This window comes from Lacimonas salitolerans (assembly GCF_042677865.1).
Lineage (GTDB): Bacteria > Pseudomonadota > Alphaproteobacteria > Rhodobacterales > Rhodobacteraceae > Lutimaribacter > Lutimaribacter salitolerans.
Map to the genome: position 1 here is coordinate 16,727 of NZ_JBHUDD010000041.1, position 14,815 is coordinate 31,541.

A 14,815-nucleotide genomic window follows, 5' to 3' on the forward strand; every position below is an offset into this window, starting at 1 on the left:
GAACCAGAAAAGGAATTCCGCAGTATACAATCGCCATGCGGGGGGCCACCGGGACCGAATTTTTGACGACGATCAACCGATCAGGGTGACACATGCGACTAATCTCTAGCCTTATGGCCGCGACAGCAGCCTTTTCCGCCGCACCGGCATTTGCGCAGGACGCACTTGAAGTAATCGGCAAGCCGACTCCGGGTGGCATGGGGTTTCAACCCGCCGCAACGGAACTGGCGCGCGACCTGCAGGGGCTGGATGGCCTGATTCTCGTGATCATCACAATGATCACCCTGCTGGTGACCGGTTTGCTGCTGTTCGTGATCTTCCGGTTCAACAAGCGGAGCAACCCAACCCCGGCCAGCTTTACCCACAACTCGCCGATCGAGGTGGCCTGGACCATCGGGCCGATCGTGATCCTGGTGTTCATCGGTGCGTTTTCGCTGCCGGTTCTGTTCAAGCAACAAGAGATCCCCGAGGGCGATATCTATATCAAGGTGACGGGCTACCAGTGGTACTGGGGCTACGAATACACCGATCACGAGTTCGGCTTCGAGAGCTTCATGTTGGCCAAGGATGACCTTGAAGAATACGGCTACAACCCGGATGAGTACCTGCTGGCGACCGACACCGCCGTGGTGGTGCCCGTTGGCAAGACCGTCGTGATGGACGTGACCGGCGCTGACGTGATCCACAGCTGGACGATCCCTGCCTTTGGCGTCAAGCAGGATGCCGTTCCGGGCCGCATCGCGCAGCTTTGGTTCAATGCCGACCGTGAAGGCGTCTATTTCGGTCAGTGTTCGGAACTGTGCGGCAAGGACCATGCCTATATGCCGATCACGGTCAAGGTCGTCAGCCAGGAGGCATATGACAACTGGCTGCAGGGGGCCATCGACGAATATGCAGGCAACCCTGCCTCGATCCAGGTGGCTTCGGCCGAGTAACGCAAGCCTTGCCCGGGGGCGTCCGCCAACGCGCCCGGGTCAGCCAGCCAACAGGACACACTGATGAGCGACGCGAGCATCACCACCACGCAAGAGCCCGAAGCGAGTTTCGGCGATTATGTTGCCCTGCTGAAACCGAGGGTGATGTCGCTGGTGGTGTTCACCGCCGTCGTTGGCCTGTTGGCAGCGCCTGTTGCCGTGCATCCGTTCATCGCCTTTTGCGCCATTCTGTTCATAGCGATTGGGGCGGGCGCGTCGGGCGCGCTGAACATGTGGTGGGATGCCGATATCGACCTTTTGATGAAGCGCACCGCGCGTCGTCCCGTGCCCGCAGGCAAGGTCACCGCCGACGAGGCGCTGGCCGTGGGGGTGGCCCTGTCCGGGCTGTCGGTGATGATGCTGCTGCTCGCGACCAATTGGGTGGCGGCGGCGATCCTGGCCTTCACCATCTTTTTCTATGCCGTGGTCTACACCATGTGGCTGAAACGGTGGACGCCGCAGAACATCGTGATCGGTGGTGCCGCCGGGGCGTTCCCGCCGATGATCGGCTGGGCCGTGGCCACTGGCGGTGTCAGCGTTGAATCGCTGCTGATGTTCGCGCTGATCTTCATCTGGACGCCGCCGCATTTCTGGGCGCTGGCCCTGTTCATGAACGCCGATTATGAAAATGCGGGCGTGCCGATGCTGACCGTCACACATGGCCGCCGCGTGACGCGCAACCATGTGTTCGGTTATACGCTGCTGCTGGCCGTGCTGGCGGTGGGCACGGCGTTCACCGCAATCGGCGGGCCGGTCTATCTGGCCGTGGCTCTGGTGCTGAACGCGCAGTTCGTGCTGGGGGCATGGCGCATCTGGCGCCGCGACGAAACGGTGGCCGAGGCCGACAAGTACAAGGTCGAGAAGAAATTCTTCCGCCTGTCGCTGCTGTATCTGTTCGCCCATTTCGGTGCGATCCTGGCCGAAGCGGCGCTGCGGCCCTGGGGCCTGGGAGGCTGGTAAGACCATGAGTTTTCGCGTCGAACATGAACTGCACGGCCGCCGCAAGGGGCGCAACATCGGGCTTGGACTGACACTGGCCGCGTTGATTGCCATCGTTTTCGGCATGACCATCGTCAAGGTCAGCACCAGCGAATTCGATCTGCCGCGCGCCCAGGTAGAGGAGAACTGACAATGGCAATGGATCCGAAAACCAAGACCCTTGCGCAGACCGTGGGCGTGGTGGTGCTGATGGGCGGGCTGGCCTGGGCCTCGGTGCCGTTTTATGACTGGTTCTGCCGGGTGACCGGCTTTGGCGGCGTTACCGATGTGGCCGAGGGCGGCTCGGACGTGATCCTGGACCAGACCATAACGGTGCGCTTTGACGCCTCGAAGCAGCGTGGCATGCCATGGGAGTTCAAGCCGATGCAGCGTCAGATGGAGCTGCGCATCGGCGAAACCGGGCTCGCCTTTTATGAGGCCTATAACCCCACGGATCGTCCCGTGGCAGGCAGCGCCAGCTATAACGTCGCCCCCTACGAGGCGGGTGGATTTTTCTACAAGATCGATTGCTTCTGCTTTGAACAGCAGGTTCTGCAACCCGGCGAGCGGGTCGAGATGCCGGTGACATTCTATGTCGATCCCGAGATCGTCACCGACCGCGATGCAAAGTTTGTCCACCGTATCACGCTGGGCTACACGTTTCATGAAATCGACCTGCCCGAAGAGCAAGCCGCTCTTGCAACGGGTCAGGACAGCACCGTCAACTAAGAAAAGCCGACGAGGGACCCAAGATGGCGCACGAAAAGAACCACGATTATCACATTCTGGCCCCGTCGCTGTGGCCTTTGCTGGCCTCGGTCGCGGCCTTTGCCATGCTGTACGGCGCGGTGCTGTGGATGCATGACAGCGGCCCGTGGCTGTTTCTGATCGGCTTTGTCGGGGTGCTTTATGTCATGTTCGGCTGGTGGGCCGATGTGGTGGCGGAAAGCCAGGTAGGCGATCACACCCCGGTGGTGCAGATCGGCCTGCGCTATGGCTTCATCCTGTTCATAATGTCCGAGGTGATGTTCTTTGCCGCCTGGTTCTGGAGCTTTTTCAAGCATGCGCTGTATCCCATGGGCCCGCAAAGTCCCGCGGTGGACGGCGTCTGGCCGCCCGCCGGGATCGAGACATTCGACCCCTGGCACCTGCCGCTAATCAACACGCTGATCCTGCTGTGCTCGGGCGCTGCGGCCACATGGGCCCACCATGCGCTGGTGCATGAAAACAACCGCAAGGACATGCGGTCCGGGCTGATCCTGGCGATTGCGCTGGGGGCGATCTTTACCGCGTTCCAGATCTACGAATACACCCATGCGTCCTTTGGCTTTGCGGGCAATATCTATGGCGCGAACTTCTTCATGGCCACGGGCTTTCACGGCTTTCACGTGGTGATCGGCACGATCTTCCTGCTGGTGTGCCTGATCCGCCTGCAGCGCGGGCATTTCACCCAGGAAAAGCACGTCGGGTTCGAAGCCGCCGCCTGGTACTGGCACTTTGTCGATGTGGTGTGGCTCTTCCTGTTCGCGGCGATCTATATCTGGGGCGCCTGAGCCACCGGCTTTGCGGTTGAAATCCCGCGCGTAAACCGACAGTAAAGCAGGGCGCGCCGATGTGGCGCGCCTTGTGCGTTTCGTCAAACCAGCCCGAAAGACCCGCGATGCTGCGATACATCGTTCCGCTGATTTTCGGACTGGCCGGCATCGCCGTGCTGGTCAGCCTCGGTACATGGCAGATGCAGCGGCTGGAATGGAAACGCGGCTTGCTGTCCGATATCGAGGCGCGGATTTCCGCGCCGGCCATTTCGCTGCCCGACGACCCCGACCCCCGGGCCGACCGCTACCTGCCGGTGCAGGCAACGGGGCAGGTGGATGATACTGCACCGCTGCGCGTGCTGGTCAGCCAGAAACAGATCGGCGCGGGCTATCGCCTGATTTCCGCGCTCGAGACGGATCAGGGCCGCGTGCTGCTGGATCGCGGGTTCATCCGCGTGGCCGATGCCATCCCGCCCACGCCGCAGGGCGCGGTGACGGTGACCGGCAACCTGCACTGGCCGGATGACCGCAACGACTCGACGCCCGACAATGACGTGGCGGGCAACACGTGGTTTGCCCGTGATCTGGACCAGATGGCGCAGGTCCTGGATACGCAGCCGCTGCTGGTGGTCGCGCGGCAGATCACCCCTCCCGAAACCGGGGTGACGCCCTTGCCCGTGGATACCGCCGGTATCCCGAACGACCATCTTGAATACGCGATGACGTGGTTTTCGCTGGCCGTGATCTGGGCCGTGATGACCGGATATTTCCTGTGGCGGACCCGCCGCCCCAACACACAGGCCAAGGCGCAATGAAATATGTATCCACCCGGGGGCAGGCCCCCGAACTGACGTTCGAGCAGGCGATGCTGACCGGTCTGGCCCGCGACGGGGGCCTGTATGTGCCGGCCGAGATCCCGGTGATGGGCCATGCCGACATCGCCGCGCTGGCCGGTCTGCCCTATGAAGAGGTGGCGTTCCGCATCATGCGGCCCTTCATCGGAGACACCTTCACCGATGAGGAGTTCCAAGGGATCATCGAACGCGCCTATGCGGGCTTTGGCCATGCCGCCCGAGCGCCCCTGGTGCAACTGGATCAGGGGCATTTCCTGCTCGAGCTGTTTCACGGGCCCACGCTGGCGTTCAAGGATTTCGCCATGCAGATGATCGGCCAGATGTTTCAGGCCGCCCTTGCCCGGTCGGGCAATCGCGTGACCATCGTGGGGGCCACCAGCGGCGATACCGGCTCGGCGGCGATCGAGGCCTTCAAGGGGCTGGAGGCGGTGGATGTGTTCATCCTCTACCCCCATGGCCGTGTCTCCGAGGTGCAGCGCCGGCAGATGACCACCCCGCCCGAGGCCAACGTGCATGCCCTGGCGATCGAGGGGCATTTCGATGACGCGCAGGCGCGGGTCAAGGACATGTTCAACGATTTCGAGTTTCGCGACGGCGTGCGGCTGGCCGGGGTCAATTCGATCAACTGGGCGCGGGTGCTGGCGCAAGTGGTCTATTATTTCACCTCGGCCGTGGCGCTTGGTTCACCGCATCGCAAGGTCAGCTTCACCGTGCCCACGGGCAATTTCGGGGATATCTTTGCGGGCTACATCGCCAAGCGCATGGGGCTGCCCATCGACCGGCTGGTGGTGGCGACAAACCTAAATGACATCCTGCACCGCTGCCTGACCAGTGCCGACTATACCCCCGATGGTGTGATCCCGTCGATCAGCCCGTCGATGGATATTCAGGTCAGCAGCAATTTCGAGCGTGCGCTGTTCGACGCCTATGGCCGCGACGGCGCGGCAGTGGCGCAGCTGATGGACGAGCTGAAAGCGGGTGGCTTTCGCGTCAGCCAGGGCGCGCAGCAGGCCCTGCGCGAACATTTCGACAGTGGCCGCTGCGACGAGGATCAGACCCGCGCCACCATCCGGCGTCTCCGCGCCACCACCGGCGAGCTGTTGTGCCCGCATTCGGCGGTGGGCGTGCATGTGGCCGAACAGCATCTGCACCGCGACGTGCCGATGGTCACGCTGGCCACCGCGCACCCGGCGAAATTCCCGGATGCCGTGGAAGCGGCCAGCGGCATTCATCCCCCCTTGCCCCCGCGCATGGCTGATCTGTATGACCGGCCTGAGCGGCTGACCCCCGTTCCCAACGACCTGCAAGCCATCGAAACCCTGATCCGCGAGCGTATTGCCCCTTGAGCGTCCAACTTCATACCCTGTCCAACGGATTTCGCATCGTCACCGAGCGGATGCCCGGCCTGCAATCGGCGACCATCGGCATCTGGGCCCTGACCGGCGCGCGCAACGAACGCCCCGAGCAGAACGGCATCGCGCATTTTCTGGAGCACATGGCCTTCAAGGGCACGTCGCGGCGCAGCGCGCTGGACATCGCCGAGGCGATCGAGGACGTGGGCGGCTATATCAACGCCTATACCAGCCGCGAAACCACCGCCTATTACGCGCGGGTGCTGGGCGCGGATGTGCCGCTGGCGATGGATGTGATCGGCGACATCGTGCGCCATTCTGTGTTCGAAGCGCGCGAGATCGAGGTCGAGCGCGGCGTGATCCTGCAGGAAATCGGGCAGGCGCTGGACACGCCCGATGACATCATCTTCGACTGGTTGCAGGAACGCGCCTATCCCGACCAGCCGCTGGGCCGCTCGATCCTTGGCCCGGCCGAGCGTGTGCGCGGCTTTGGCCGCGACGACCTGCACACCTTCGTGGCCGAGCATTATGGCCCGGGCAACATGGTGCTTTCGGCGGCGGGCGATGTGGATCACGCACAGATCGTGGCCATGGCCGAGGACATGTTCGGCGATCTGCCTGCCCGCGCCACGCCCGACGTGGTGCCCGCGCGGTTCGACGGCGGCGATCTGCGCGTCGACAAGGTGCTGGAACAGGCCCATGTCGCGCTGGCGTTCGAGGCGCCGGCGGTGACCGATCCGGGCATCTACACCGCGCAGATCCTGGGCAGCGCCCTGGGCGGCGGCATGTCGAGCCGGCTGTTTCAGGAAATCCGCGAAAAGCGCGGCCTGTGCTATACGATCTTCGCGCAGGCCGGGGCCTATTCCGACAGCGGGATGCTGACGATCTATGCCGGCACCTCGGCGGACGAGGTGGCGGGGCTGACAACGCTGACGCTGGACGAGATGAAGCGCGCCGCCGACACCCTGTCGGTGGCCGAACTGGACCGCGCCCGCGCGCAGATGAAGGCCGGGCTGCTGATCGGGCTGGAAAGCCCGTCTTCGCGCGCCGAACGCATGGCGCGGATGATCCAGATCCGCGGCCGCGTGCCCGATCTGGACGAGGTGGTGGCGCGCATCGACGCGGTCACGCTGCCCGACCTGCGCGAGATGGCGGCGCAGATGGCCACCACCGCGCCGATGGCCGTGGCAATGTACGGCCCCGTCTCGCAGGCCCCCGACTGGGACGCGCTGGTGGCGCGGCGGGCGGCCTGATGCTGTTTTCGCGCCGCAAGGTGCGGATCGAGACCGAGCGCATGAGCCTGCGTGCGCCGCAGCACGGCGACTTCCGCGAATGGACGTCGCTGCGCCGCGAAAGCACAGATTTCCTGGCCCCGTGGGAACCCACCTGGGCCGAGGATCACCTGACGCGCAAGGGATTTACCAACCGCGTCTACTGGGCGCAAAGGTCCATCGCCAACGGCACGGCGGTGCCGCTGTTCCTGTTCCGGCGCGACGATCATACCCTTCTGGGCGCGATCACGCTGGACAACATCCGCCGAGGTCCGGCGCAGGCGGGCACGCTGGGCTATTGGGTGGGCGAGGCGCATGCAAGGCAGGGCTTCATGCAAGAAGCGATTGCCGCCATGACGCATCACGCGTTTCATCACATGGGCCTGAGCCGGATCGAAGCCGCCTGCCTGCCGGAAAACGTCGCGTCGCGCGGGGTGCTGGAAAAATGCGGCTTCAAGTATGAAGGCGTCGCGCAAAGCTATCTTCAGATCAACGGGCGCTGGCGGACGCATGTTTTATACGCAGCCCTGCGCGCCGACCGGCGCGGGCGCACCGACGCGGGCTGAAATCGCGGACCTCACCGGACTGTGATCCTCGACCACGGTGGGAATCGCATTACCTTTGGTCAACAAAGGAGATGCGCCGATGATCCGATTTGCCCTTGCCTTTGCGGTTGCCCTGACCGCCACCAGTGTCACCGCGCAGGACCGGAGGATGAGCCATTGCATCGCCATCGCCGATGCCGCGCCGGGGATCGAATATCTGCACAAGGCCAGTTTTCGCGAGGATGTGCCCGATTTCGCCGCCCGCATCACCTATGTCACCCATGCGTCCTTTCTGATCCAGACGCCCGGGGGGCTGAGCGCGGTGACGGATTTCACCGGCTTTATCGGCAATGTCGATTTCATCCCCGACGTGGTGACGATGAACCACGCCCATTCCACCCATTGGACGCCCAACCCCGATCCGGCGATCCCCCATGTGCTGCGCGGCTGGGGCGAGGAGTTTGGCGCGGGCATCGAGCACCGGCTGGATCTGGGCGAGATGTATGTCCGCAACGTGCCCACCGACATTCGCAGCTATGGCGGGACCGAGACCAACGGAAACTCGATCTTCGTATTCGAGGTCGAGGGCCTGTGCATCGGGCATCTGGGCCACCTGCACCACGAACCCGACGAGGCGCAATATGCCGCCCTTGGCCGTCTTGATGTGGTGATGGCGGCGGTGGATGGCGGGATGACGATTGATCTGCCCTCGATGTTGCGGGTGCTGAACCGGCTGAAATCGTCGGTCGTGATCCCGATGCACTGGTTTGCCGACCGCTCCCTTCAGGCGTTCATCGAAGGGATGCGGGGCGAGTTCGACATCGTGGATGAAGGCGCGCATTCGGTCACCGTGTCACTGCGCGATCTGCCGTCCCGCCCCACGGTGGTTGTGCTGCGTCCCGATTACCTGCGCGAAGACATGGAGTGACGGGGAAAGTGCAGTGACAGGGGGCGGTGGGTTGGCACCCACCCTACGGCTTGATGGCGCGGGCGGCGGCGATGGCCGAGGACCAGGCCCATTGAAAGTTGTAGCCGCCCAGCCAGCCGGTCACGTCCACCGCTTCGCCGATGAAATACAGCCCCGGAACGTGCCTGCTGCCCATGGTTTTGGAACTCAGTGCGTTGGTGTCGATACCGCCCAGGGTGACCTCGGCTGTGCGATAGCCTTCGGTGGCGGTGGGTCGCAGCCGCCACTCTGACAGCGCGCCGGCGATCTGCGCCAGCCGCGTGTCGGGCTGATCGGCCAGATTGCCCGCCAGCCCCAGCGACGGGGCCAGATGATCGACCAGCCGGGCGGGCAGGTGTTGCGCCAGCACGGTGGTCAGGTTGCGGCGGCCATGGCTGGCGCGGGCGGCGCGCAGGCTGTCGTAAAGCACGCCCTTGGGATCGAGGATCAGCACGATCTCGTCCCCTTCGCGCCAGTAGGAACTGATTTGCAGGATCGCCGGGCCGGACAGGCCGCGATGGGTGAACAGCGCCGCCTCGTCAAAGCTGACGCCCCCCGCCTGCGCGCGCACCGGGCAGGCGGTGCCGCTGATCGGCTGGAACGGCGTGTCGGAAAAGGTAAACGGCACCAGTGCGGGGCGGGTTTCCGTCACCTCGTGGCCGAACTGCCGCGCGATGTCATAGGCGGCGCCCGTGGCCCCCATCTTGGGGATCGACTTGCCCCCCGTGGCCACCACCAGGTTGCGCGCGGTGACATGCACGCGCTCGCCTTGCCGGTCCAGCATCGCGGTGAACTGCTGCCCGTCGTGCGACAGCGCCGCCAGCGAGGTTTGCAGCCACAGATCGGCCTGCGCCGCCTCGTCCAGCAGCATCCGGATGATCTGGCGGGCGCTGTCGTCGCAGAACAACTGTCCCAGCGTCTTTTCGTGCCAGGCGATGCCGTGGCGATCCACGAGGTCGATGAAATCCCACTGCGTGTAGCGCGCCAGCGCGGATTTGGCGAAATGCGGGTTCTGGCCCAGAAAGGCGCCCGGCTCGGTGTGCAGGTTGGTGAAATTGCACCGCCCCCCGCCCGAGATGCGGATCTTCTCGCCCGGGGCCTTGGCGTGGTCGATGACCAGCGTGCCCGGCCCGGTGTGGGCGGCACACATGAGCCCGGCCGCGCCGGCCCCGAGAATGAGCGTGTTTACCTGCATGCAGGGGCCTTGCCCGAACGGTCATGCCCCGTCAAGCGGCGGCTACCCGTCACGCGGGCAGGGGAACCAATGCACAGCGGGGTCGTTGTTCAGGCATCACACCACATCGAAAACTTCGATTTTGATAACGAAGGAGGAAGAAATGACACTCAGGTCAAAACCCCGGGAGTTTGATTTCGCGGATGCCTATCCCACGCGCCTGAAGACAGGCGAAACCTTGTCGCCGCGCCGCGATCCGGTCCTGTGGCAGGCATGGTCCGAGGATGCGCCGATCGGCCGGGACGAGGCGGAGCAGTATGATGAAAAGGGCTACCTGATCCGCAAGAACCTGTTTTCAGATGACGAGCTGAAGCAGCTGGTCGAGACGTCCGACGCCTTGCGCCGCAGCGGAAACGGGATCGACGCCGAGGATCTGGTGGCCGAGCCCGACACCGACGCGGTGCGTACGATTTTCCGGCTGGACCGGCATTCGGACGTCTTTGCCCGGCTGGCGGAGGATGCGCGCCTTGCGGGTGTCGCGCAGTTTCTGCTGGGGGATGATGTCTATCTGCACCAGTCGCGCCTGAACTACAAACCGGGTTTCACCGGCAAGGAGTTCTACTGGCATTCCGATTTCGAGACCTGGCACGCCGAAGACGGGATGCCCCGGATGCGCGCGGTATCGGCCTCGGTCCTGTTGACCGACAATTCGAAACTGAACGGTCCGCTGATGCTGGTGCCGGGGTCGCACAGGACGTGGATCGCCTGTCAGGGCGCGACGCCGCAGGACAATCACAAAACCTCGCTCAAGCAGCAGAAGGTCGGCGTGCCCAGCGACGACACCATCGCACGGCTGGTGCGCGAAAACGGGTTGGACGTAGCCAGCGGGCCGACGGGTACCGTGATCTTCTTTGACTGCAATACGCTGCACGGCTCGAACGGCAATATCACGCCTGACCCGCGCTCGAACGCGTTTTTCGTGTTCAACGCGATGTCGAATGCCCTGCGCGCGCCTTATGCGGCGTCAAACCCGCGCCCGGCCTTTCTGGCCAATCGCGAACCCCCCAGGGCGATCCGCACGCGCCAAACATCGCTGACCGACGCCTGAGGCGGCCCCGGCCCATCCGGACGGGCTGCCCGATGGTGACGATCCCGGGCAAATGTCTGGATGGGCTGTGCGACTGGACGCTTCCCACCGGGGGGTGGACCTGCTAAACTCGGGCATCAGACCCCGCAAAGGGGCGACCATGAGGCAGCGAGCGGTGCACCCATGACAGAAATGGTTTACGGCGCGGTCCCTGTGCGGGATGGCGAACCGGTTCTTCCCAAATGGTGGAGAACGGTGGACAAATGGACGATGACCTGCATCCTGATCTTGTTCGGGATCGGGATGCTGCTGGGGCTTGCGGCTTCGCCGCCGCTGGCGGCGCGCAACGGGTTCGAGGCGTTTCATTACGTCCAGCGGCAGGCGTTCTTTGGCGGGCTGGCGCTGGTGGCGATGCTGATCACCTCGATGATGACGCCCACGGTGGTGCGGCGCCTCGCGGTGCTGGGATTTGTCGCCGCTTTCGTGGCGATGGCGCTGCTGCCGTTCTTTGGCACCGATTTCGGCAAGGGCGCGGTGCGCTGGTACTCGCTGGGGTTTGCCAGCTTGCAGCCGTCCGAGTTCCTGAAACCCGGTTTCGTGGTCGTGGCGGCCTGGATGATGGCGGCCAGTCAGGACATCAACGGTCCTCCGGGGCGGATGTGGTCCTTTGGCATGACGCTGGTGATCGTGGCGATGCTGGCAATGCAGCCCGATTTCGGTCAGGCGGCGCTGGTGCTGTTCGGCTGGGGCGTCATGTGGTTCGTGGCTGGAGCACCGATGCTGTTGCTGCTGGCAATGGCGGCGGGCGTGGTGCTGGTGGGCACGGTGGCCTATAACAATTCCGAGCATTTCGCGCGCCGCATCGACGGCTTCCTGTCGCCCGACGTGGACCCGACCACGCAGCTTGGCTATGCCACCAACGCGATCCGCGAGGGCGGGTTTTTCGGCGTCGGCGTGGGCGAGGGGCAGGTGAAATGGTCATTGCCCGACGCGCATACCGACTTCATCATCGCAGTGGCGGCCGAGGAGTACGGCCTGATCCTGGTGCTGGTGATCATCGCGCTGTATTGCGGCGTCGTCATCCGCTCGTTCCTGCGGCTGATGCATGAACGTGACCCGTTCATCCGGCTGGCGGGCTGCGGGCTGGCGGTGATGTTCGGCATGCAGGCGATGATCAACATTGCCGTGGCGGTGCGGCTGCTGCCGGCCAAGGGCATGACCCTGCCGTTCGTGAGCTATGGCGGATCGTCCCTGATCGCGGGCGGGATCGCGGTGGGCATGCTTCTGGCCTTTACCCGAACCCGTCCACAGGGCGAGATCGGCGATATCCTGCGCGCCGGGCGCGCACGCTGAGGCGGGCGGCATTGCGACGTGGGCCTGCGCGCGCTATGCGGCGCGGCAGGTTCGTAGACGGAGGTGGGACATGACGGAACGCCGACCATTGCTGGTGATTGCCGCCGGGGGCACCGGCGGGCACATGTTCCCGGCCCAGGCCCTGGCCGAGGCGATGCTGCGTCGCGGCTGGCGCGTCAGGCTGAGCACGGATGCGCGCGGCGCGCGCTATACCGGCGGCTTTCCCCATACGGTCGAGATCGTGCAGATCAGCAGCGCCACCTTTGCCCGCGGCGGGGCGCTGGCGAAACTGGCGGTGCCGTTCCGCATCGCGGGCGGCGTGCTTGCGGCCTGCGTGTCGATGCTGCGCGACCGTCCCGACGTGGTGGTGGGCTTTGGCGGCTATCCCAGCATCCCGGCGCTGGTGGCGGCCTGGGCGCTGCGGCGTCCGCGCATGATCCATGAACAGAACGGCGTGCTGGGGCGGGTGAACCGCCTTTTTGCGCGCCGGGTCGATGCGGTGGCCTGCGGCACCTGGCCCACAGACCTGCCTGAGGGGGTCGAGGGGCTGCACACCGGCAACCCGGTGCGTGCCGCCGTGCTGGAGCGCGCGCATGCGGGTTACATCCCGCCGGGCGATTATCCCATGTCGCTGCTGGTGATCGGCGGCAGCCAGGGCGCGCGCATCCTGTCGGACGTGGTGCCGCCCGCGATCGCCGCCCTGCCGATGGAGATGCTGCGCCATATCCGCGTCAGCCACCAGGCCCGCGACGAAGATGCCGAGAGGGTGGCGGCCTTTTACGCCGAGAACGGCATCGACGCGGATGTTCAGCCATTCTTCAAGGACGTGCCGCGCCGGATGACCGAGGCGCAGCTGGTTGTCAGCCGCTCGGGCGCATCCAGCGTGGCGGATATCAGCGTGATCGGGCGGCCAGCGATCCTGATCCCCTATGCCGCGGCGACAGGCGATCACCAGACCGCCAATGCGCGCGGTCTGAAAGAGGCGGGCGGGGCCATCGTGATCCCCGAGGCGCGGCTGACGGTCGAGGTGCTGACCGAGCAGCTGGACCTGGTGCTGGGCCAGCCCGAGGGTGCGGCCCAGATGGCCCGCGCGGCGCAGTCGGTGGGCAAGCCCGAGGCGACAGAGGAACTGGTTGCGCTGGTCGAACGGCTGGCGGGCTATCAGGCCTGATGCGGGGGAAGGTGGGTTGGCACCCACCCTACACTGCGAACGGCACGACGGAACGGACAGGCCCCGCGCAGCCGGGGTGCAAAAACAAGGACGAAGGCAGATGAGCGCAGCAGCGGCAACCAAACTTCCCACCGATGTGGGGCCGATCCATTTCGTGGGCATCGGCGGCATCGGCATGTCGGGCATCGCCGAGGTGCTGCTGAACCACGGCTATTCGGTGCAGGGCAGCGACCTGAAATCCAGCAAGATCACCGAAAGGCTTGAGGGTTTGGGCGCGCGCATCCATGTCGGTCAGCGCGCCGAGAACCTTGAGGGCGCCGAGGTCGTGGTGATCAGCTCGGCGATCAAGCCGGGCAATCCGGAATTGGACGGCGCGCGGCTGCGCGGTCTGCCGGTGGTGCGCCGGGCCGAGATGCTGGCGGAACTGATGCGCCTGAAATCCAACATTGCGGTGGCGGGCACCCATGGCAAGACCACCACGACCACGCTGGTGGCCGAACTGCTGGTGGCGGGGGGGATCGACCCTACCGTCGTCAATGGCGGGATCATCCACGCCTATGGCTCCAACGCGCGGATGGGGCAGGGCGAATGGATGGTGGTCGAGGCAGACGAGAGCGACGGCACCTTCAACCGCCTGCCCGCGACCATCGCCATCGTCACCAACATCGACCCCGAGCATATGGAGCATTGGGGTGATTTCGATGCACTGCGGCAGGGCTTTTACGATTTCGTGTCGAACATCCCCTTCTACGGTCTGGCTGTGTGCTGCACCGATCATGCTGAGGTACAGGCGCTTGTCGGGCGTATCACCGACCGGCGGGTCATGACCTATGGCTTCAACGCGCAGGCCGATGTGCGCGCGGTGGGCCTGACCTACAAGGCGGGGGTGGCGCATTTCGACATCGCGCTTCAGGCCGAGGGCGCACGGATCGACGGCTGCACCCTGCCGATGCCGGGCGATCACAACGTCAGCAATGCGCTGGCCGCCGTCGCCGTGGCGCGGCACCTGGGCATGAAGCTGGACGAGATCCGCGCCGCGCTGGCCGCCTTTGGCGGGGTCAACCGGCGCTTCACCCGCGTGGGCGAGGTGGAGGGCGTGACCATCATCGACGATTACGGCCATCACCCGGTCGAGATCGCCGCCGTGCTGCGCGCGGCCCGGCAGGCGACCGAAGGCCGTGTGATCGCGGTTCACCAGCCGCACCGCTACAGCCGCCTGTCGAGCCTGTTCGACGATTTCTGCGCCTGCTTCAACGAGGCCGACGTGGTGGCCATCGCCGATGTTTTTGCCGCCGGTGAAGACCCCATCGCGGGGGCCAGCCGCGACGATCTGGTGGCCGGGCTGATCCGCCACGGCCACCGCCACGCCCGCGCCATCCGCGACGAGGATGACCTGGAGCGCCTCGTGCGCGAACAGGCCGGACCGGGGGATATGGTGGTCTGTCTGGGCGCGGGCACGATCAGCGCCTGGGCCAACGGCCTGCCCGCCCGCCTGATGGCCAAGGCGGGGTAGGGCCGGTGCTGCGGTCCGTGGTCATGGGGTGGTGCAGTGAAACGCCACTCTTCGGCGGTGGG

15 protein-coding genes are annotated in these 14,815 nt (G+C 65.1%); 14 read left to right on the forward strand and 1 reads right to left on the reverse strand.

Annotated features, from left to right (window positions below; translation table 11 throughout):
• The first annotated feature begins 92 nt into the window (after positions 1-92).
• The 10 genes from coxB to ACFTOW_RS05550 all read left to right on the forward strand — a co-directional run bounded on the left by coxB (position 93) and on the right by ACFTOW_RS05550 (position 8,437).
• Positions 93-935: a cytochrome c oxidase subunit II gene (coxB, locus tag ACFTOW_RS05505; protein WP_379913888.1), complete on the forward strand. Its 843-nt coding sequence runs from the start codon at positions 93-95 to the stop codon at positions 933-935.
• A gap of 63 nt (positions 936-998) precedes the next feature.
• Positions 999-1,934 carry a heme o synthase gene (cyoE, locus tag ACFTOW_RS05510; RefSeq protein WP_379913890.1) on the forward strand — a complete coding sequence of 312 codons (936 nt, stop codon included), beginning with the start codon at positions 999-1,001 and terminating at the stop codon, positions 1,932-1,934.
• A 4-nt stretch (positions 1,935-1,938) separates the two neighbouring features.
• Entirely contained in the window at positions 1,939-2,103 is a 165-nt protein-coding gene (locus ACFTOW_RS05515) for a hypothetical protein (protein ID WP_379913892.1), read from the forward strand.
• Positions 2,104-2,105: 2 nt separating this feature from the next.
• Positions 2,106-2,681 carry a cytochrome c oxidase assembly protein gene (locus ACFTOW_RS05520; RefSeq protein ID WP_379913894.1) on the forward strand — a complete coding sequence of 192 codons (576 nt, stop codon included), beginning with the start codon at positions 2,106-2,108 and terminating at the stop codon, positions 2,679-2,681.
• 23 nt (positions 2,682-2,704) lie between these two features.
• On the forward strand, positions 2,705-3,505 hold the full coding sequence (locus tag ACFTOW_RS05525; protein ID WP_379913896.1) for a cytochrome c oxidase subunit 3: 801 nt from the start codon (positions 2,705-2,707) through the stop codon (positions 3,503-3,505).
• 107 nt (positions 3,506-3,612) lie between these two features.
• Positions 3,613-4,302, forward strand: coding sequence for an SURF1 family protein (locus ACFTOW_RS05530; protein WP_379913898.1), 690 nt, complete (start codon positions 3,613-3,615; stop codon positions 4,300-4,302).
• Entirely contained in the window at positions 4,299-5,687 is a 1,389-nt protein-coding gene (thrC, locus tag ACFTOW_RS05535; protein ID WP_379913900.1) for a threonine synthase, read from the forward strand. Before ACFTOW_RS05530 ends, thrC begins: the two co-directional genes overlap by 4 nt.
• Entirely contained in the window at positions 5,684-6,946 is a 1,263-nt protein-coding gene (locus ACFTOW_RS05540; protein ID WP_379913902.1) for a M16 family metallopeptidase, read from the forward strand. The genes thrC and ACFTOW_RS05540 overlap by 4 nt, the downstream gene beginning before the upstream one ends.
• A complete protein-coding gene (locus ACFTOW_RS05545) occupies positions 6,946-7,530 on the forward strand; it encodes a GNAT family N-acetyltransferase (RefSeq protein WP_379913904.1) in 585 nt (194 codons plus the stop codon). The genes ACFTOW_RS05540 and ACFTOW_RS05545 overlap by 1 nt, the downstream gene beginning before the upstream one ends.
• Positions 7,531-7,609: 79 nt before the next feature.
• Positions 7,610-8,437, forward strand: a complete 828-nt coding sequence (locus ACFTOW_RS05550; protein WP_379913906.1) for an MBL fold metallo-hydrolase — start codon at positions 7,610-7,612, stop codon at positions 8,435-8,437.
• 43 nt (positions 8,438-8,480) lie between these two features.
• Here the strand turns inward: ACFTOW_RS05550 and ACFTOW_RS05555 are convergent, their stop codons facing one another.
• Positions 8,481-9,650: a BaiN/RdsA family NAD(P)/FAD-dependent oxidoreductase gene (locus tag ACFTOW_RS05555; protein ID WP_379913908.1), complete on the reverse strand. Its 1,170-nt coding sequence runs from the start codon at positions 9,648-9,650 to the stop codon at positions 8,481-8,483.
• A gap of 142 nt (positions 9,651-9,792) precedes the next feature.
• On the opposite strand from ACFTOW_RS05555, the gene thpD reads away from it, so the two are divergent.
• The 4 genes from thpD to murC all read left to right on the forward strand — a co-directional run bounded on the left by thpD (position 9,793) and on the right by murC (position 14,753).
• Positions 9,793-10,737 (forward strand): ectoine hydroxylase, encoded by a 945-nt coding sequence (thpD, locus tag ACFTOW_RS05560; RefSeq protein WP_379913911.1) that lies wholly within the window; start codon positions 9,793-9,795, stop codon positions 10,735-10,737.
• A 162-nt stretch (positions 10,738-10,899) separates the two neighbouring features.
• Complete coding sequence (gene ftsW / locus ACFTOW_RS05565; protein ID WP_379913913.1) at positions 10,900-12,069, forward strand: putative lipid II flippase FtsW; 1,170 nt, start codon at positions 10,900-10,902, stop codon at positions 12,067-12,069.
• Positions 12,070-12,139: 70 nt separating this feature from the next.
• Positions 12,140-13,240 (forward strand): undecaprenyldiphospho-muramoylpentapeptide beta-N-acetylglucosaminyltransferase, encoded by a 1,101-nt coding sequence (gene murG / locus ACFTOW_RS05570; protein ID WP_379913915.1) that lies wholly within the window; start codon positions 12,140-12,142, stop codon positions 13,238-13,240.
• 100 nt (positions 13,241-13,340) lie between these two features.
• Positions 13,341-14,753, forward strand: coding sequence for a UDP-N-acetylmuramate--L-alanine ligase (murC, locus tag ACFTOW_RS05575; protein ID WP_379913917.1), 1,413 nt, complete (start codon positions 13,341-13,343; stop codon positions 14,751-14,753).
• The last annotated feature ends 62 nt before the right edge of the window (positions 14,754-14,815 follow it).

Coding starts and splice junctions, on each gene's coding strand:
- ACFTOW_RS05555 (WP_379913908.1), bottom strand. CDS start 9,650: ATGCAGGTAAACACGCTCATTCTCGGGGCCGGCGCGGCCGGGCTCATG.
- cyoE (WP_379913890.1), top strand. CDS start 999: ATGAGCGACGCGAGCATCACCACCACGCAAGAGCCCGAAGCGAGTTTC.
- murC (WP_379913917.1), top strand. CDS start 13,341: ATGAGCGCAGCAGCGGCAACCAAACTTCCCACCGATGTGGGGCCGATC.
- murG (WP_379913915.1), top strand. CDS start 12,140: ATGACGGAACGCCGACCATTGCTGGTGATTGCCGCCGGGGGCACCGGC.
- ACFTOW_RS05525 (WP_379913896.1), top strand. CDS start 2,705: ATGGCGCACGAAAAGAACCACGATTATCACATTCTGGCCCCGTCGCTG.
- ACFTOW_RS05545 (WP_379913904.1), top strand. CDS start 6,946: ATGCTGTTTTCGCGCCGCAAGGTGCGGATCGAGACCGAGCGCATGAGC.
- thrC (WP_379913900.1), top strand. CDS start 4,299: ATGAAATATGTATCCACCCGGGGGCAGGCCCCCGAACTGACGTTCGAG.
- ACFTOW_RS05520 (WP_379913894.1), top strand. CDS start 2,106: ATGGCAATGGATCCGAAAACCAAGACCCTTGCGCAGACCGTGGGCGTG.
- ftsW (WP_379913913.1), top strand. CDS start 10,900: ATGACAGAAATGGTTTACGGCGCGGTCCCTGTGCGGGATGGCGAACCG.
- coxB (WP_379913888.1), top strand. CDS start 93: ATGCGACTAATCTCTAGCCTTATGGCCGCGACAGCAGCCTTTTCCGCC.
- ACFTOW_RS05530 (WP_379913898.1), top strand. CDS start 3,613: ATGCTGCGATACATCGTTCCGCTGATTTTCGGACTGGCCGGCATCGCC.
- thpD (WP_379913911.1), top strand. CDS start 9,793: ATGACACTCAGGTCAAAACCCCGGGAGTTTGATTTCGCGGATGCCTAT.
- ACFTOW_RS05515 (WP_379913892.1), top strand. CDS start 1,939: ATGAGTTTTCGCGTCGAACATGAACTGCACGGCCGCCGCAAGGGGCGC.
- ACFTOW_RS05550 (WP_379913906.1), top strand. CDS start 7,610: ATGATCCGATTTGCCCTTGCCTTTGCGGTTGCCCTGACCGCCACCAGT.